The 17810-nt window shown below is 68.4% G+C and carries 17 protein-coding genes and 1 tRNA gene; 8 read left to right on the top strand and 10 right to left on the bottom strand.

Annotated features, from left to right (window positions below; all coding sequences use genetic code 11):
- Positions 1-279 precede the first annotated feature (279 nt).
- The gene (locus POL67_RS46160) at positions 280-786 is read left to right on the top strand and encodes a CarD family transcriptional regulator (protein WP_136920397.1); all 507 of its coding nucleotides are present in this window, start codon (positions 280-282) and stop codon (positions 784-786) included.
- 91 nt (positions 787-877) lie between these two features.
- Here the strand turns inward: POL67_RS46160 and POL67_RS46155 are convergent, their stop codons facing one another.
- Together POL67_RS46155 and POL67_RS46150 are read right to left on the bottom strand one after the other, a co-directional pair.
- Complete coding sequence (locus tag POL67_RS46155) at positions 878-1351, bottom strand: hypothetical protein (RefSeq protein ID WP_271927933.1); 474 nt, start codon at positions 1349-1351, stop codon at positions 878-880.
- 56 nt (positions 1352-1407) lie between these two features.
- The gene (locus tag POL67_RS46150; protein ID WP_271927930.1) at positions 1408-1926 is read right to left on the bottom strand and encodes a tRNA (cytidine(34)-2'-O)-methyltransferase; all 519 of its coding nucleotides are present in this window, start codon (positions 1924-1926) and stop codon (positions 1408-1410) included.
- Between the two features lie 104 nt (positions 1927-2030).
- On the opposite strand from POL67_RS46150, the gene POL67_RS46145 reads away from it, so the two are divergent.
- On the top strand, positions 2031-3191 hold the full coding sequence (locus POL67_RS46145) for a hypothetical protein (protein ID WP_136969081.1): 1161 nt from the start codon (positions 2031-2033) through the stop codon (positions 3189-3191).
- A gap of 77 nt (positions 3192-3268) precedes the next feature.
- Here POL67_RS46145 and POL67_RS46140 read toward each other — a convergent pair whose 3' ends face one another.
- From POL67_RS46140 to POL67_RS46130, 3 genes are read right to left on the bottom strand one after another with little or no spacing between them, the layout of a single operon-like run.
- Positions 3269-3685 carry a hypothetical protein gene (locus tag POL67_RS46140; protein WP_271927927.1) on the bottom strand — a complete coding sequence of 139 codons (417 nt, stop codon included), beginning with the start codon at positions 3683-3685 and terminating at the stop codon, positions 3269-3271.
- A 23-nt stretch (positions 3686-3708) separates the two neighbouring features.
- The gene (rnc, locus tag POL67_RS46135; protein ID WP_271927925.1) at positions 3709-4494 is read right to left on the bottom strand and encodes a ribonuclease III; all 786 of its coding nucleotides are present in this window, start codon (positions 4492-4494) and stop codon (positions 3709-3711) included.
- A 19-nt stretch (positions 4495-4513) separates the two neighbouring features.
- Positions 4514-4810 carry a 4a-hydroxytetrahydrobiopterin dehydratase gene (locus POL67_RS46130; protein WP_271927923.1) on the bottom strand — a complete coding sequence of 99 codons (297 nt, stop codon included), beginning with the start codon at positions 4808-4810 and terminating at the stop codon, positions 4514-4516.
- A gap of 68 nt (positions 4811-4878) precedes the next feature.
- Between POL67_RS46130 and POL67_RS46125 the strand changes: the two genes are divergently transcribed.
- The gene (locus tag POL67_RS46125) at positions 4879-5502 is read left to right on the top strand and encodes a zinc ribbon domain-containing protein (protein WP_271927922.1); all 624 of its coding nucleotides are present in this window, start codon (positions 4879-4881) and stop codon (positions 5500-5502) included.
- A gap of 105 nt (positions 5503-5607) precedes the next feature.
- Positions 5608-6423: a hypothetical protein gene (locus POL67_RS46120; protein ID WP_271927920.1), complete on the top strand. Its 816-nt coding sequence runs from the start codon at positions 5608-5610 to the stop codon at positions 6421-6423.
- 6 nt (positions 6424-6429) lie between these two features.
- On the opposite strand, the gene POL67_RS46115 is transcribed toward POL67_RS46120, so the two are convergent.
- Both POL67_RS46115 and POL67_RS46110 read right to left on the bottom strand, forming a co-directional pair.
- The gene (locus tag POL67_RS46115) at positions 6430-7461 is read right to left on the bottom strand and encodes a peptidyl-prolyl cis-trans isomerase (protein ID WP_271927918.1); all 1032 of its coding nucleotides are present in this window, start codon (positions 7459-7461) and stop codon (positions 6430-6432) included.
- Positions 7462-7514: 53 nt separating this feature from the next.
- On the bottom strand, positions 7515-8789 hold the full coding sequence (locus POL67_RS46110; RefSeq protein WP_271927916.1) for a metallopeptidase family protein: 1275 nt from the start codon (positions 8787-8789) through the stop codon (positions 7515-7517).
- Positions 8790-8936: 147 nt separating this feature from the next.
- On the opposite strand from POL67_RS46110, the gene POL67_RS46105 reads away from it, so the two are divergent.
- The gene (locus POL67_RS46105; RefSeq protein WP_271927914.1) at positions 8937-10862 is read left to right on the top strand and encodes a hypothetical protein; all 1926 of its coding nucleotides are present in this window, start codon (positions 8937-8939) and stop codon (positions 10860-10862) included.
- Positions 10863-10919: 57 nt separating this feature from the next.
- Here POL67_RS46105 and POL67_RS46100 read toward each other — a convergent pair whose 3' ends face one another.
- The gene (locus POL67_RS46100; protein WP_271927911.1) at positions 10920-12440 is read right to left on the bottom strand and encodes a tetratricopeptide repeat protein; all 1521 of its coding nucleotides are present in this window, start codon (positions 12438-12440) and stop codon (positions 10920-10922) included.
- A gap of 297 nt (positions 12441-12737) precedes the next feature.
- Between POL67_RS46100 and POL67_RS46095 the strand changes: the two genes are divergently transcribed.
- Positions 12738-14123, top strand: coding sequence for a sigma-54-dependent transcriptional regulator (locus tag POL67_RS46095; protein WP_271927910.1), 1386 nt, complete (start codon positions 12738-12740; stop codon positions 14121-14123).
- Between the two features lie 156 nt (positions 14124-14279).
- The gene (locus POL67_RS46090) at positions 14280-15482 is read left to right on the top strand and encodes a hypothetical protein (protein WP_271927907.1); all 1203 of its coding nucleotides are present in this window, start codon (positions 14280-14282) and stop codon (positions 15480-15482) included.
- A 4-nt stretch (positions 15483-15486) separates the two neighbouring features.
- On the opposite strand, the gene POL67_RS46085 is transcribed toward POL67_RS46090, so the two are convergent.
- Complete coding sequence (locus POL67_RS46085; protein WP_271927904.1) at positions 15487-16716, bottom strand: hypothetical protein; 1230 nt, start codon at positions 16714-16716, stop codon at positions 15487-15489.
- Between the two features lie 156 nt (positions 16717-16872).
- On the opposite strand from POL67_RS46085, the gene POL67_RS46080 reads away from it, so the two are divergent.
- Positions 16873-16947: transfer RNA gene (locus POL67_RS46080), tRNA-Cys, on the top strand.
- 36 nt (positions 16948-16983) lie between these two features.
- Here POL67_RS46080 and POL67_RS46075 read toward each other — a convergent pair.
- The gene (locus POL67_RS46075) at positions 16984-17757 is read right to left on the bottom strand and encodes a GAF domain-containing protein (RefSeq protein ID WP_271927902.1); all 774 of its coding nucleotides are present in this window, start codon (positions 17755-17757) and stop codon (positions 16984-16986) included.
- Positions 17758-17810: the final 53 nt, after the last annotated feature.

Here is a 17810-nt window from a genome sequence, read left to right as displayed (position 1 = left end):
AGGCGTCGAGACCTCGAGACGTGAGGGGACTTCTCTCAACAACCCCGAAACCCCTTCCACCGTCAGCTCCCCCGCGGTGTCTTCGATGGTGACCGAACCCGCAGCGCTCTGCGATCTCCCGCATCCCCCAGGCCCTTATCGTGGTCTTCGCGGCGGCGCTCGGCTCTTCGGAATGAGACCCCAGATCCAACGGTTCCTGGCCGACCTCGAGCGATCAGATCGCTCGGCCCAGCGGGGACACGGGATCGTAGCGGCGGGGCGGTAGGCAAAGGAGACAGTATGCAGGCTCGTTCGGAGATCCAGTTCAAGGTAGGCGACAAGGCGGTTTATCCGGCCCAGGGCGTGGCCGAGGTCGTCAACATCGAAGAGAAAGACATCGCCGGGAACCGCCAGCGCTTCTACGTTCTCCGTATCCTCGACACCGACCGCAAGATCATGGTGCCGGTTTCCAACGCCAGCGCCGTCGGGCTCCGTCAGGTGATCTCGGAGCAGGAGATCCGCGAGATCTTCGATATCCTGCGCGAGCGCACGATCGCGTTCGACAACCAGACCTGGAACCGCCGTTACCGCGGTTTCATGGACAAGATCAAGACGGGCTCGATTTACGACGTCGCCGAGGTTCTGCGTGATCTCTACCGTCTGAAGACGGACAAGCAGCTCTCCTTCGGCGAGCGCCGCATGCTCGACACGGCGCGCTCGCTGATCGTGAAGGAGATCGCGATCGCGCGCGGTCAAACCGAGGAGCAGGTGAAGACCGAGATCGAGGCGATCTTTCTCGCCAACTGAACCGTAGAACCGCGCGGGCAAGGGGGTTTGGGGTCCCCGCCCGGTTCCCCGAAGAGGGCCGATTCCAGCAGGAATCGGCCCTTCGGCTTTTTTAATTATTTCCCGGACGAACCTGCACGGGCGGCAGCGGGGGAAACGGGAGATCCACGCGCCATGCTTCGTCCTCGAACACGCACGCGACCTGCGCGTGATCCCCCGGCCCGAGGCCGATGATCTCGACGAGCGCGTGGTTGCCGGAGATCTGCGCCGCATACCGCTGCGGCTCGAAACGCACGACGAAGCGCGAGGGCACGATCATCGCCTCGGGCGCGATCGTCTTGCCGCTCGCCGCGCTGTAGCGCTGGGCTCGCTCGGCGAGGTTCGTGCGCGCGCGCTTCGAGAGCAGCTCGAACGCAGACTTCGCCGCGGCCGGGTCGCCGTTCACGAGCCGCAGCCGCTCGACGAGCTCGCGCACGGCGCCGTCGGGCGATGCGTTCGCGGGGCGCCGGTTGCAGCCCGCGGCCGTGACGAGCAGGGTCGCGGCGAGCAGGGTCGCGGCGAGGCGTGCGGAGAGAGGCTTCGGCATCGAGCGGGCTCCGGGCGTAGCGCGTGCGTCGGGGCGCGTAAAGGCGCGGCCTGGCCTCATCCGAGCGTCGTCTGCGAGAGCGCGCCGATCTGCCGCAGCGCCTCGTAGAGCACGATGCCCACCGCGTTCGCCAGGTTCAGCGAGCGCACGGGCCCGAGGGTCGGGATGCCGTAGACGTCATCGGGGAAGCGCTCGAGCAGCGCGTCGTCGAGGCCCTTGCTCTCCTTGCCGAACACGAGCGCGTCGCCGGGCTTGTAGCCCGCGTCGAGGTAACTCTTCGTGGCCACGGCGCTGAAGAGGCAGAGCCGCGGGGCCGGCAAGCGCGCGCGGAACTGCTCGAAGTCAACGTGTTGTTCGAGCTCGACGAGGTGCCAGTAGTCGACGCCGGCGCGGCGGACGGAGTGCTCGTCGATGCGGAAGCCGAGCTTGCCGACGAGGTGCAGCTTGCTCTTCGTGGCGGCCGTGAGCCGGGCGATGCTGCCGGTGTTCTGCGGGATTTCGGGGTCGATCAGCACGACGTGGAGGGGCTGGTCGAGCGGTTTTGCGCGGAGGCGAGGGCGCTGGTCCTTGGCCACGGGCGTCTTTCTAGCCCCATGCGCCCCAGGCACAAGCTTCCGCCCTCAGAGACCTTGACGGGAAAGCGGCCCCCACCGTAGCCTCGCGCCTCGGAGATCCTGGTATGCGTCGATTCGGGTGGATCGCGGCGGCTGCCGCGCTCGTCGCGGCTGTGGCAGTGCCTCGCCAGGCACAGGCGGACACGATGGACCCGGCCCTCGCGCGCCTCGTGACGGACGAGAGTTGCCGCGCGCCGGGCGGAAACGGCGGCCTCTACTACAACCCGCAGTCGGGCTACTCCCGTTGCGGCACAGACGATCTCGCGTTCGCGAAGCTCATCGGCGAGTGGGGCTTCGCGCTCGCGCCGACGGCGATGCATCCGGCGCGGACGACCGGCTACGGCGGGTTCGATCTCGCGTTCGAGGGCGCGTTCACGAACATCTCGTCGGACTCGCAGTACTGGGCGCTCGGGACGCAAGGCAAGCAGGACCCGAACAACAAGCTCTTCTCCACGCGCAACACCGGCCCCGACGACTTCCTCCAGGTCTTCTCGATGAAGACCCGGTACGGCTTCGCGCCGCTCTCGTTGCCGCTCGGCATCCTCGGCATGGAGCTCGGCACGAAGATCGGGTTCATGGCGAACTCGAACATCGGCATCCTCGGCGCCGACGTGCGTATCGCGCTGCTCGAAGGTTTCCGCACGGGCATCCCCGCGATCTTCCCGGACATCGCGGTCGGCGGCTCGGTCACGACCCTCACGGGCAACCCCGAGTTTCAGCTCACGGTCGCGGCCGCGGATGCGCAGCTCTCGAAGCCGATCCCGATCGCGGGCAGCGTCGTGCTCACGCCGTACGTCGGTTACTCGTTCCTCCGCATCTTCGGCGACTCGGGCCTCATCGATCTTACGCCGAACACCGACGCGCTGAACTACTGCGGCTACCAGGGCGGCAACTCGCCGGCCACGCCCGATCCCAGCAAGCCCTACCGCGATGGCCAGCCCGTCTGCGGCGCGGGTACGAGCGCGGACTTCAACAACACGGCCGTGTTCGATCCGGTGCGCATGACGCGCCACCGCATCGACGCGGGCTTGCAGCTCCGCTTCCAGATGATCCGCATCGGTGCGCACTTCGTCACCGACGTCATCGATCCGCAGGAGGCGAACCAGGACGAGGATTCGCAGGTCTTCACGCCGGATCCGAACGACGCCGCGGATACCAAGGTGAACAAGTTCGACGGCATGCCCCGGCAATACACGCTCGCCTTCGACATCGGCCTCGTCCTCTAGGCACGAGCGACGACCACGAACGAAAACGGGCCACCTCGATCGAGGCGGCCCGTTTCGTTTTCAGGCCTGCGCGGCGTTCATTTTTTCGCGTTCACGTCCGGCAGCGCGTAGCCGAGCTCTTTCAGGATCGCGCGGAAGTTCCGGTCCTCGTCACGCGCGGCGTTGAGGTGCTCCATGAACTTCTTGAAGTTCCCGTCCTCGGCCGCGGACGCCGCGCGCTCGTAGTTCGCGAGCACGAGCAAGAGGTGCGGGTGCGCCTTCGTCACGGCCGCGGGCACCTCCATCTTGCTGCCGACACGCGCGCGCGCCTCCGCGAGCGCCTTCACCACGAGGACGAGCTCCTTGTCGAACGTACGGGGCTGGAGCATGTCCCCTTCCTTGCGCGCCTCGTCGAGCAGAAGCGCGGCGCGGTCGAGGTAACTGCCGGCCCACGCGGGCAGCACGGTGAAGACCAGCGCGAGCGTCACGAGCACAGCGAGCGCGATCCGGCGCATCTTCGAAAACCTCCTCGAAAGTCTCAGGCGTCCTCCGTCCGCGGGAGGGCTCCATTGGACGGACGAACCTCGGACTCGTTCGATCCCGAAGATACCGCCTCCTCGACGTTCGCGTCACCTGACCACAAGCTCAAGATCGCGGCCCGCGCGGCCTCCTGCTCCGCGAGCTTTTTCGAACGGCCCTGGCCTTCGCCCACGACTCGCTCGTCGATCTCCACGACGACCGTGAAGTCCCGGTGATGCGGCGGTCCTTCGATGCGTACGACGCGGTAGCGGGGCGAGGGGCCGCCCGTGGCCTGCACACGCTCCTGCAGCTCGCTCTTCGGATCTCGCGTGCGCTGCAGGCCCTCCGTGAGGCGCGCGAGCGGCTCGGCGATCACCGCGTGCACGAAGAGCCGCGCCGCGTCGAGCCCGCGATCGAGGTAGATCGCGCCCATCATCGCCTCGACCGCGTCCGCGAGCACGTTCGTGCGGTCGCGCTCGCCTGCGGCTTGCGCGCCTCGACCGAGCCGGAGCGCCGCGCCGAGCTCGACGCTCCTCGCCCATGCGGCGAGCGGGTTCGGGTTCACCAGGACCGCGCGCATCCGCGAGAGCTCGCCTTCGTCCGCGCCTGGAAAGCGCTGCATGAGGAGCTCGGCCACGCAGAGCCCGAGCACCGCGTCGCCGAGGAACTCGAGCCGCTGGTTGTCGGCGCATGCGCCCTTGCGTTGCTCGTTCGAGAAGCTCGGGTGCGTGAGCGCCTCCTCCAGATGAGGCAACTCGCCGCTCAGGCCGAGCCGCGAAAGGAGCGCTTCTCGAGGGGAATCCATCACTGCGTCGGATCCTCGCTCACGGGCCTCCGTAGAGCCGATCGGTCGCTTCGGCCATCTCCGTGTCGACGCCCGTGATCCCGCCCGCGTCGTGCGTCGACCAGACGACTGTGACGCGGCCCCAGCCGAGGTGGACGTCGGGGTGATGATCACGCTTCTCCGCGGCGAGGCCCACGCGCACGACGAAGGCAAGCGACGTGGAGAAGTCGGGGAACTTGTACGTCTTCTGGATGGCCTCGTCTGCACGCGACCAGCCTGCGTGCGCGGCCAGGAACGCGGCGACGGCGTCGTCTTCGAGCTTCTGTCGCTTCGACATGGTGGGGGCATTTGTAAACGGTGGGACGCGCGCTGGGAACCCGGCGCGCGCTAAACTCCTCGTCGTCGATGCCTGCCCTCGTCGCGTGTCCCTTCTGCCGTGAGATGTTCGAGCCCTCGGAGGCGCGTGTCTGCCCCGAGTGCGGCTTGCCGCTCGAGGACATCCGCAAGCTGCCGCCCTCGCGCGAGGCGCTCGAAGACGAGGAGGCGGTGCCGCCCGAGATGGAGACGGTGCCGTTCCTGTACGTCGCGCGCGGACGCGGCGCGCTCGCTGGGATCGCGCTCCTCGGGCTCGGCGCTTTTTTTCTGCCCTGGATGCGTGAGCAGGCGCCGGAACTCCAGGTGTTCACGGGGTTCGGGTTCGCAGAGCGCTTGCAGTGGATGTGGGCGCCTTTCGTGTCGTGGGTCGTGATGCTCCCGCTCGTGCTCTCGCGCCGCTCGATCCACGCGATGCGCGGGGCGCGGCTCGCGGTGGGATTTCTGGCGGCGATCGTGATCATGACCGTGATCATGCGCGTCGCGGTGGTCCCCGAGAGCACGCGCTATCTGCCCCGTCGCTTCGAGTGGGCGTACGGCCTGCACGTGACGTTCGTGCTCGGCTTGCTCGCGCTCGGCGTCGCGACGCGCTTTGGCGGGCGTGTCGACGACCTGCCATCGAACGAGTCACGCAAGGGCGACGAGATGTTGCACTAGCCGCTTTGGCGGCCGCCCCGGGTCGACACAGGCCGAGGATTCGCGTATTGTGTGGGCGGCGGGTTTTCTTCGCGCGGCGCGGGGCGGGTCCGTCGGAGGTGCGCCATGGCCAAGACACCGATGAGCGCGCAACGCGTCCGGCCGAGAGCGGACTCGTCCGACACCGATGCATTCGAGGTGCCCGCGGCCGTGCTCTGCACGATCTGCGGCCAGTCGGATTGCTCCGGGTGCACGCCCGCGGATGAGACGGCCTCGGGCGTGATGGCCATCGTGCCTTGGGAGCGCCCTGGAGGCACGTCGTGGTCGCGGCTCTGGGGGACGGCGCTCGCGACGACGCAGGGCGCGGACGCGTTTTTCTCGGCGCTGCCGGACGGCGCGCTGCCGCCGGCCGTGCGGTTCGCGATCGTCGCCGAGATGCTCGCGGTCGGCTCGATGGTGGCGATGCTCCTGCCGATCGCCGCGCTCGCGTTGCCGCACCTCGCGCTGCAGGTGATCGGGGATCCGGAGATGCGCGTGCGGGCGCTCGAGTGGTTCGTGATCGGCGTGCCTGCGCTCGCGCTTTGGATGGTCCTGGCGCACGCGAGTCACGGCGCGGCGCTCGACGCGGGCGCGCGAAAGCAGGGGGCGCGGCCGCAACGAAGGCGCGCGCTCCGGTTTGGTTTGTACTCCTGCGGCTGGGACCTGATGACGGGTCCGCTCGGCGCGATCTGGATGCTCGGATCGCGCGGCGCGAAGGCAGCGGCCGAGGTGCTCGCGCTCTCGATGCGCGTGCCCGGTCGCGCTTCGGATGCGCTGCTCAAGGGCGTGTACGGTTTGCCCGAGGATGCGGCGGCGCGCGCGCGGCGTACGGGCACGGTCGTCGCGGTGATCTCGGCGATCGTGTCGGCGCTCGGGTTGCTCTTGGCGCTCGCGCTCGCTTGAGCCGCGTCAGCGCGGGCCCGCGGGCGTCTGCGAGGGCGCGGGCGGGCCTGCGGCGGGGCGCCGCGACGAGGGCAAGGTGCCGGGGCGTTTGGCGGGCGCGACTTCGCCCATCGCGCTCACGCCGAGCATCTCCAGGAGATCGGCGTTCGTCTCGCCGAGGTGCTTTTTGCGCAGCGCGGCCACGAGATCCTGGATCTTCTTCTGCGTGCGCTCGTGCATCAGGATCTGCTTGATCGAAGGCGCTTCGAGCTCGAGCGGGCGGTCGACCGCTTTGATGCTCTGGCGCCGCCAGATGACGGCCCATGAGGAACCTTCGGCGACGGGCTCTTGCACGAGCTCGCTGTCCTTCACGGCTTCGGCGGCTTTCACGAGCGCGACGTCGACCTTCACGTTCGGGTCTGTCGTCGTTCCATCGGGCGCCACGAGCCCGAGGTTGCCGCCGCGCATGCTCGTCGTCTTGTCGAGCGACAGATCCCGCGCGAGCTCGTTCCAGCGCTTCGGCGAGAGGTCGGCCTTCGCCTTCTGGATCACGTCGAGCGCCTGCTCGCGCGTCGCCACGAGGATGCGCCAGATCGCGACGCGCGACGGCGCATGGTACTTGTCGCGGTTCGCGTCGTAGTAGGCGCGTACCTCCTCGTCGGTCACAGCGCCCTGCGCGGCGACCTCGGCGCGGATCTGCGAGACGATTGCGTTGCGCAGCACGCTGCGGATGCGCTCGCCGACCTCGGGCAGATCGCGCATCTTCGCGGCCTCGGCGCCCTCGGCGTAGAGCGTCTCCTTGAGCACGGTCTCTTCGACGAACTTGCGGCGGATCTCGTCGTGCGTCTTGCCGAAGTAGCGGAGCTGGAACGGCGGGATCGCGGCGAGCTTTCGCTCGACCTCGCGCACCGTGATCGTTCGGACTCCCACCTTCGCGACGATCGCGTCGCCGTCGCTCGGCGCGGCCGCCTGGGCGAGCACGTACGAGCTCGTGGCCGTGGCGGCGACGAGCGCGATCGAGGAGGCGAGGATCGCGCGCAGGATCGAGGCAGAGCGCATGACGAGGGCCATTCTTGCCGGGCGGGGGCCGAGGTCAAGCCGGCTCGCTTCTTTCAGCGGCAAAACGTGAAATACGTGGCGACGAACGCGATCACGAAGAGCGGCCACGTCGTCCGCATGAACCCCGCGAGCTCCGACGCGAGGCCACGGCCCGCGCGGCGCGCGGCTTCACGCTTGCCGATCCTGCGGATCGCTTCCTTCTCAATCACCGCGTGTTCTTCCTCGTCGAGTGGGTCATCGCCGGCGAGGTGGTGCAGGTGGTGGGTGATCTCGTGGTCGATCGTCTCGTCGATCTCGGCGGCCACGTCGAAGGAACGATCGTGGCGGTGCTCGGCCTGGAATGTCCGGTAAAACAAGCGGATCTCGGGTGCCCGTAGGATGCCGAGCGTCGCGTCCGTGCCGCCGGGCGTGTAGCAGCCGAGCAGCGGCTCGCCGCCGTCGTCGCAGGCGGGCACGCCGTCATCGACGACGAGGTCGATGTTGCGCACGCCGCGCGCGCGGTAGATGCGATCGGCGGCGCTCGTCACCATCGCCTCGAACGCGTCGAGGTCCGGGAAGGCGCGGCGTGCCTTGCGGGGTTCGCCGACCTCGTAGGGGATTTCGCGCTGCCAGGGGACGTCGAGATCGTTTCGCGCGCCGCACACGGCGCAGCGGTGCACGGCGACGAGGCGCGCCGAATAATGTGCTTCGTAGAGGCAATCGGCGACGGCCTGGTAGGCCTCGTCCGGGGCCGCGGCGAGCGCCTTGGCGATCGCGGAGGCGCGGCGCTCGCGGCCGAGCGCGGTGATGCCCATGGCGACGACGAGCGCGGGCGTGATCCGGGTCGGCGCGGATTCGGCGCGGAAGAGCGGCAGGGCCTCCTCGACCGTACGCGCGGCGATCCGGATCGATCGGGCGAGCTCGGTGCCCACGCGGATCGCCGGGATCCCGTGGACCGCTTCGTGATCGAAGGGCGCGTCGAGCTCGGGGTCGTCGAGCTCTGCGTCGACGAACGGCGCGATCTCGAGCAGGTTCGAAGGCGCAACACGGAAAGCTTCGCCGCAGTTCTCGCAGGGCAGCTCCGCGGGCGCCTCGGCTTGCACGCCGGCGTGGACCAGGAGCGCGCGGAGCACGTGGAAGTCGCGCAAGGACAAACCGCGCACGTCGATCGGCGCGCCTGCGTCGGTCCGCGCGACGTCCTCGGCTTCGAGGATCTCGAGCGCCTCCATGCACCCGCCGGGGCGCACATCGGGCGTGCGTGCGCGTGCGGCAGCACGCCGGGCGGCCTCGTCGGAGAGGCGCGCCACGCGGCCAGAGGGCAGGTGCACGCGGGCGGAGAGGCGGGGCACGTCGAGGCGATGATGCCGGAGCGCGCCAGCGTCAACCCGTCGGATCGTGGGTGCGGGCCGATTGATTCGGCCGCCGTGCTCCCGTAAAGTCGATTCCTCCCCCAGCGCGTCTTCGGCGCGTATTGCTTTTCGCACAGGAGAATGGTCATGCCTCACGCGGATCGTCGGATTCGTCGCTCTCTAGGTTTGCTCGCCGTACTCGGCCTCTCCGCGGCGCCGCTCGCGTGCGGGTTCGACACGAATGGATCGCTCCCCGTGGAGACGGGCGGCGCAGCCGGCTCGGGGGGGACGGCGGGCGCAGGCGGGATGGGCGGCGCGGGGGCTTCGGGGGGAACGGGCGGCACGGGCGGCACGGGCGGCGAGCCGTGTACGCCGGGCGAGACGAGGACGTGTTATTCGGGGCCCGCCGGCACGGAGGGCATCGGCAACTGCAAAGCAGGCACGCAGTTCTGCGATGACGATGGTTCGGAGTTTGGCCCGTGCGAGGCTCAGGTCGTTCCTGCGGCAGCCGAAGATTGCAACGTGGCCGGGGACGAGGACTGCAATGGCGAAGCCGACGCGATGGATAAGGTATGTATTTGTGCGCCCGGAGCGGACGTCGAGTGCGACTTGCCGGATCTCGACGGTGCCTGCGCCGTTGGGCAGGGCACGTGCAGCGGCGATGGGAAGACCATCGAGGGCTGCATGCAGGTGACCTTTCCTGCGTTCGATGATTGCGCGACGGCGGCGGACGACGATTGCGACGGGATAGCCATTGCTATGTGCACGGGCGCGCTGGAGACGGGCGTCACGCCGGCCGGCAAGAACGCCGATCCGATGGACGACGCGATTTACGACGTGGCGCTCACGCCCGACGGTGGGTATGTGATTGCGGGCACGGTCGACGCGACGCTCAGCGGGGACCTGTTTGCCTTCGATGGGAACCAGGGTAGCGTCTACGTCGCGAAGATCGGTGCTGACGGAAACATCTCGTGGACGAAGACGTTTCCCGCGACGGAGGTCGGCCTCGCCCGTGGCGTCGCCGTGGACAGCGCGGGTCGTATCACCGTGGTCGGAGAATTCACCGGCACGATCAATTTCGGCGGGTCTGATCTGCAAAGCAATGGCATCGATCTCTTCATGTTCCAGCTCGACGGTGCGGGCGCGCATGTCTGGAGCAAGAAGTACGGCGCGGCGAATACACAATCCGCGCAGGACGTGGACGTCGACGCCGCGGGGAATCTTTTCGTCACGGGGTGGGTCACGGATGAATGGGTGAACCTCGGGGGCAACAATCTTGACCCCGACGCCGAAGACATTTTCTTGGCGAGCTATGATTCCACAGGCAATCACCGTTGGAGCAAGATCTTCGCCAGCAATAATAACGAGCGAGGACGGCGCCTCACGGTCACAAAGGACGGCAACGTCGCGATTTCGGGTGAAACGTATGGCACCGGCGTGAATCTCGGCGGCGGGCAGCTAAACGGCGGCGGCGATCGTGACTTCGTGGTCGCGATGTACAACGGGTCGAACGGCAATCACATCTGGAGCAAGCTGTTCGGTTCGTCTGGGGATCAATTCCACGGGAACATTGGCTCCGCGCCGAGCGGAAATATTCTCGTCACGGGACGTTTTACCGGCGCGCTCGAATTCGGTGGTGGCGCGTTGAACGCCGTGGGCGCGACCGACGTCTACGTGGCCGAGCTCGCCGCCGCGAACGGCAATCACGTGCGCAGCAAGCGATTCGGGATCACCGGAAACTCGCGTGGCGCTGGGATCGCCGCGGACGCTGCGGGGAACGTCCTCGTGACCGGGCATTTCGACAATGCGATCGATTTCGGCGCCGGGACGATCAATACCAGCAACGCAAGCGATGTCTTCGTCGTGAAACTCGCCGCATCGAATTGGGCGCCGCTCTGGACGAAGACGTTTGGCGGGAACAGCACGCAGACGGCCTGGGCCGTCGCCGTCGATGGCAAAGGCGACGTGATCGTGGGCGGCAGCTTCGAGCAACAGATCGTGTTCGGCGCCCCGCTCGGAACCATCCCGAGCAGCGGCGGCGCGGACCTCTTCGGCGTCCGGCTCTCGCCCTGACGAACCCCGCGGCGGTCGTTGGCTCCCTTGGAGCACCAACGATCGCCGCGCCCTCCGCTACGACCGGTACAAGCCGCTCGGCCGCTTCGCCGGCTTGCCCATCGCGATCCGGTGGAGCTCCCGCGCGGCGTCCTGGTGGCTCGGATCCAGGTCGAGCACGCGACGGAGGTCCTGCACCGCGCCCGGCTCGTCGCCGATCCGACGGCGCAGATAACCCCGGTAGAACAAGGCCTGCGCGTGGTCGTCGCGCGCTTCGAGCAGCGCGTCGAGCTCGGCCACGCGGGCACGGAGATCCGCGCCGCCGAGGAGCGAGCGGATCCACACAGCGAGCGCGGCATAGTCGGGCTGCGTAGGATCGACCTCACGCGCGAGCTGGCAAGCCGCGAGCGCGCCCGTGAGATCACGCTCCGCGATGCGCGATGTAGCGAGGCAGTAGAGCGCGTGCGCCGGGCGCGCGGCGTCCGGCTGGCCCTCGGGCGGCATGGGCACACTGGGCGCCTTGTCGCTTTCCGAGGAGGGCGTGTCGTTGATCTGCGGCTCTGCCGCCGCGGGTTTGGGGACAGCCGGTGGCGTGGGGTCCGTCTCGACGACCGCGGACGGCGGCGGCTCGCTCACGGCCTCCCTCGGCGGAGGCGTCTCGACGCGGCGCGCGGCGAGCGTGAACGCGCTCGGACGACCTCGCTTGCGTGGACGCGGCTGCACGCGCGTGCGTTCGCCGTCGCCCGCGAGATCCGGCGCCGCGGAGCCCATGCGGTGCGACGCTGCGCGCAGGCGGATCCGCGCGAGCGTCACGGGGCGCGTCGCGGCCGGCGGCGGCGCGGGCTGGATCTCCGCGCAGAGCGGCGTCGTGTCGAGGCCGAGGTCGAGCGAACGTGTGATGACGAGTGCGTAGACCATCCAGGCGAGCGTCTCTTCCGGCGCGAAGCCAGCGGCGAAGAGCTGCGCGAGCGGGAGCGGGTTTTCCCGGATCCGATCGAGGATCTCGCGCTCGTCGGGCGAAAGCGCGAACCGCTCGATCGCGGCCGCGGGATGGATGCGGATCGTGACGTCGTGCAGGCGCTCGATCGTCTCGGCCATCATCGACGAGGCCGCCGCATGCGCGCGCACGCCGGCCCAGAGGATCGCGAGCGGGTGCATCGTCGAGGCCGGGGCCGCGTCGTCGACGAGGTCGGTGCAGCCGTCGAAGTAGCTGTACGTCGTGTCCGCGCCGAGGCTGAAAAGGCGTGTCATCCGCGTCGTGAACTGACGCGCCGCCGTCTGCTCGAGCAGCTCGCGCTCGACGCAGCCGGCGAGCAAGAGCGCGTCCCCAAGCAGCCCGTGCATCGAGAGCGCGCCTTTCAGCGTGGCCTCGTCGAGCGCGCCTGCCTCGACGAGCATCTGCCCGAGGAGCGCATGCCCATCACCGGGGCGGACCTTCACGGGCGCGCCCGCTTCGAGGCGGATCGCATGCTCGACGCCCGAGGCCTCGCGCAGGAGAAGCGCGCCCGTGAGCTGCTTGTCCAGCACGTAGACGAGCAGGTGCGCAAAGGGCGTTCGCCCGAGATCGCCTTCTGCTGTCGGAAGGATCTCGGAAGGCATGGGGGCTCGAAGGTACCACGAAGCGACGAGCGTTCGTACACCGTTTGCCCGGGTGTGGGTGCCACGGAACTTTCCGCTGGGAAGCCGCCGGCGGGGGACAGGCGCGCAAGCGCGGCTTGGCCGACGTACAGGCCCACCGAACGGCGGCGGGCAGGGCGACGCGGGGGCCGCGCGCGGACGTGGTGCTTGGACTCACTTCGTTGCATTTCGTTACGGTTTCCGCTCGAACGGGTGCCGTGACGGGGGCCTCGGGTCGGGGGTTGTCCCCCCCGGCCGGACGGGTGCTAGGGTCTGCGAATGCCGCGCGGCCATGTGCTCGTCGTCGACGACGAGCCCTCCATCCTCACCACGCTCCAGAAGGCCCTCTCCCTCGAAGGCTATACGGTGGACGTCGCCGGCGGCGTGCGCATCGCCGAGGAGAAGCTCGCCAAGAAGAGCTACGACATCGCGCTCTTCGACGTCGCGCTCCCCGACGGCGACGGCGTCTCGCTCCTCGAGAAGGTCCGCGTCTCCGGCTCGGACCTGCCCATCGTGATGATGAGCGGCCACGCCTCGATCGACGCCGCCGTCCGCGCCACGCGGCTCGGCGCGCTCGACTTCCTGGAGAAGCCGCTCTCGACCGATCGGCTGCTGCTCGTGCTCGACAACACGCTCCGCCTCGTGCGGGCCGAGGCCGAAGCGCGCACGCTGCGCGCCCAGGTCGGGCAGCTCGGGGAGCTCATCGGCGAGAGCCGATCGATGATCGCGCTGCGTGAGCAGATCGCGCGGGCCGCGAAGGCGAGCGCGACGGTGCTCGTGACGGGCGAGCGCGGGACGGGCAAGGAGCTCGTGGCCCGCGCGATCCACATCGCCGGGAAACGCGCGAAGGGGCCGCTCGAAAAGATGAACTGCGCCGCCGTCCCGAGCGAGCTCATCGAGAGCGAGATGTTCGGGCACGAGGCCGGCGCGTTCACCGGCGCGACGAAACAACGGCGCGGGAAGTTCGAGCGCGCGAGCGGCGGCACGCTTTTCCTCGACGAGGTCGGCGACATGCCGATGCCGATGCAGGCGAAGCTGCTCCGCGTGCTGCAAGAGCGCGAAATCGAGCGCGTCGGCGGGCACGAGACGATCAAGGTCGACGTGCGCGTGGTGGCCGCGACGAACCGTGATCTCGAAGCCGCTTGCCAGAAGGGCGAGTTCCGCGCCGACCTCTACGATCGGCTCAACGTGGTGCCGCTCGCGCTCCCGCCGCTTCGCGCGCGCCGCGAGGACGTGCCCCTGCTCGCGCGGCATTTCCTGGGCCTCGCGATGGCCGCGAACGATCGGCCGGGCATGGTCCTGACCGAAGGCGCGGTCGAGCTGCTCACGGGCTACGGCTTCCCCGGCAACGTGCGCGAGCTTCGGAACCTGATCGAGCGGCTCGTGATCCTGACGCCCGACGCGAAGATCGACGCGGAGGACGTGCGGGTTTGTCTGGGCGGCGCCTCGGCCGGGACGCCGACGGGCCTGTTTCGCCCCGGCACGCCGTTCCGGGTGCTCGCCGAGGAGGCGGAGCGGCGGATCCTGGAGGAGGCGCTCGCGCACCACGGCGGGGCGATGGCGTCGACGGCGCGCGGCCTCGGCCTCGAGCGGAGCCACCTTTACAAGAAATGCAAGGCGCTCGGGCTGCGCGGCGACAAGGCGGAGGCCGAGGACGAAGGGTAGAGCATCGAAGGATTCGATGCTCGGAAGATCGCGAAGCGCGATCTTCCCTCGGGGGGTGAATCGACCGGGCTTTGCCCGGGCGAGAGGGGGACGCGAGGCGTCCACCTCGGGACAAACTTGGTCGTGGCGCACGAGGCCGCGGCGAGGAGCATAATCATGAAGTCGAAGACGTACGTTGCTTTGGTTCTTTCGGGTGCTTTGGGCCTCGGGCTCGGGGCGTGTCGCGCGACGGGCAACAATACGACCGGAATTGGCGGCGAAGGTGGTGAGGGCGGCGCGGGCGCGTCGGGCGGCGGCGGCGCGGGCGCATCGGGCGGCATGGGCACGGGCGGAATGACCACGACGAGCACGGGCGCGGCGGGCGGTTCGTCGTCGAGCGGCACGATGTGCATGCCGACGGGCGACGAGAACACCACGGCGGCGTGCAGCGACGGCGTCGACAACGATTGCGACGGCTTCAAGGATTGCAACGACTTCAACTGCGACAGCGTCGCGCCGTGCACGAAGATCCAGGAAGCGTCGAACCCGCTCTGCTCCGACGGGATCGACAATGACATGGACGGCAAAACCGACTGCCAGGAGACGGCGTGTCAGGCGCTCGCGTTCTGCAAGCGTGAATGGTCGAACGGCCGCTGTTCCGACGGGATCGACAACGACGGCGACGGCAAGAGCGACTGCATGGACACCGATTGCCAGGCCGAGGGCATCGTCGTCTGCACGGGCGACCAGCCGGCGAGCCCGATGCCGGCGCAGGCCGAGTGGCAGACGCTCGCGAACGACGAGTGCACGAACGGGCAAAACGAGGACGGCAACAACTTCATCGATTGCGCCGACAATGCCTGCCTCGTGAACCCGGACGTGACGGCGTGCAAGAACCTCGTCCGGGAGGATTCGAACATCTTCTGTTCGAACGGGCTCGACGACGACAAGGACGGGTTCTCCGATTGCGAGGACCCCGGCTGTCAGCGCGAGGGCATCATCGTGTGCAACGCGAACGTGCCCGCGAGCCCGATGCCGCCGGCGAACCAGTGGACGGCGCTGGCGAACGCGGAGTGCTCGAACGGCGCGACCGACGACGACAACAACTTCATCGATTGCGCGGATTTCGGTTGCTCGCTGAACCCCGACGTCACGATTTGCCCCGAGGCGAACGACGCCGAGTGCTCGGACAACGTCGACAACAACAACAACACGTTCGTCGATTGCGCTGACAACTCCTGCAGCCGCAAGTCGAGCATCACGGTCTGCCAGCACGAGCTCACGTTCGCCGAGTGCAGCGACGGCATCAGCAACGACGGCAACCCGTTCGTCGATTGTGACGATTTCGCGTGCGCCAACAGCGGCGCGTGCGTGAAGTGATTCGCTAAAAGTATCCGTGAATCGTGGTCGCGACGCTCTGGTCGAGGAACTTTCCGTAGCCCAGGGCGTCGTGCTGCGTCCAGTGCGCGTATTCCACGAGGAACTGCAGGTAGTCGTTCATGTTGTAGCCGAGGCCCGGCTGGTGCATGTACTCGGTGACGCCGACGTCGTGGAACCGCGCGGCGCTCAGGTTGTAGCGGGCCACGAATTTCCAGATGCGCGCCTCGCCGCCGACGAGGAGGTAGTCGTTTTTTGCCGAGGCGCGGCCAGGGACGGCGGGCGTCGTGGCGGTCGCCGGGACGGGCGGGATCGGCCATTCCGTGACGCTCTGGCCGAGTTGGCGTGAGGCCTCGCCCCACGCGCTCACCGGGCCCAGGTTGACCGTGTAATCGAGAGCGAACCGGAGCACATCCCGGTTTGTCCCGGCGAGCGCCGGGATGTCAGCCTGGAAGTATTGCCCCGACACACCCAGGAGGATCGACGTGTCCTTGTTCCAATGGTACGCCGGTTCGAGGCGGAGGACGGCGATGTTCCGGCGCCTGGCGCCGGGGATGCTGATCGTGTCGCGCCCGACGTACGATCCGTTCGTCCGGCCGTCGACGAGGAAGTATTGCGCGAAATAGCCGAGGCGCGGGCCCTTCTCCTTGCCCGCGGTGCCCTCGATCGAGATGCCGTAGTTCGGGTCGAGCTTGATGCCGTCGTAGAAATGGATGGGTCCGAAAAACGAGTTGTCCCAGAAGAGGCCGAAGCGGCTGTACGATTTGCCGACCTTCACCATGACCTTCGGGTGCTTGTAATAAAAATAGCCCTCTTCCAGCCAGGCCGGGCCTTCGTAAAACTCACGCATGCGGGTGTCGCGTGCGCTGGCGTTGAAGAAGAGGCCAAAATCGCCGATCGAGCCGTCGAAATTCAGGTGCGCGACGTGCATCCGGAGGAACGGCTTCTCCTCGGGAGGCTGGAAGGGCTGGTAGTAGAAGAGCCAGGCGCCGCCGTGGAGCTCGATCTTGAACAAGGGTTTTGAAGGCGGCGGCTCCTTCGGCGGTTTCGAGGCGTCCTTCGCCGGGTCCTTGGCCGGGGCGGCGTCCGAGGGCTTGGACCCGGACTCCGGCTTCTGCGCTGCGTCCGCTTCCCTCTGGACACGGCGTGGAGGCGTGGACGTGATGCCCTGCCCCAGGGCAAACGATGGCGCCGCGAGGAGGCAAGCGGCCCAAACCCATCCGACGATCGCACGCATGCCCGTTCTCCGCTCGCCCTCCACGGCCATCGTACCGGATCGCAGCGCGGCGCCGAAAATGTTTAGGGGGATGTGCTGAGGGTCACGTGAAAGGCGCCGTGCACGGACGCTTGACAGAGGGCGCGGGATGGGGCAAAAACGCGCCTCGCTGACCGCGGTGAGGTAGCCAAGCGGTTAGGCAACGGTTTGCAAAACCGTCATACGCGGGTTCGAATCCCGTCCTCACCTCCAGAAATCGCTTTGTTCGGCCGGGATTCTTCGGCCTGATCACCAGGCGTCGTGATCGGCGCGGTACGACAGGGCGTCGACGAGAGCCTCGACGACCGCGAGCTCACTCGCCCGGAGGCGCGGCGCCTTGCGGCCGAGCTCGATGGCCGCGGCGAGCCGGCCGCTCGCGAGCACCGGGACCATCCACGCCGCGTCACACGCGACGCCGAGGCTCAGGAGCCGATCCCGGACCGCCTGTCCCGCAGGGCCCGGCGCAGGCTCGGCCACGACCGTGTTGCCCTCCGCTGCCGCCGCGAGCGCCGGATCCACGAGGCTCGTCCGCTCGCCCACCATGTCCCGCGAAAAGGGTCCGTGGGCGTACAGGACGACCGCACCGTCGGGACGCACCACGTGCACGAGGCCGGCATCGGCCCCCGTGCGCACGACGGCCGCGTTGAACAGGAGGAGCAGCGCGTCGTCGAGGTCCGAAGCGCCCGCGAGGACGTCCTGCGGCATCACCTCGTCCGGAAAAACCGGCCGACCCGGCTGCGTGATGTCGTCACACCCGCCGCCCGGGATGGTCTCCGCGGGGCGAGGATGGTAGGGCGGCGTGGGCGCCGCGGAGTCGACCGAGATCACCGCGAGCTCCGACAGAGGTCGCCACACCTTCCACGCCTCGTGACGAACGTAGCTCCCCAGCGGCACCTTGCCCGCCTCGAGGCCACGCGCGATGAGCTCGATGCCGACAGGACCAACCGCCGTCGCCCCATCGGACACGTACCATCGATCGACGACGCCCGCGCTGGGTTCGGTGAGCAGCTTGATGGATCGCATACGTCAAAATCCCCTACGAGGAAGGGATGTGATGGGCGGAATCTAGGCCAATT

The sequence above is a fragment of the Polyangium mundeleinium genome, assembly GCF_028369105.1.
Lineage (GTDB): Bacteria > Myxococcota_A > Polyangia > Polyangiales > Polyangiaceae > Polyangium > Polyangium mundeleinium.
Note: the sequence above shows the minus strand (reverse complement) of the source record. Positions and strands in the feature narration are given on the sequence as shown.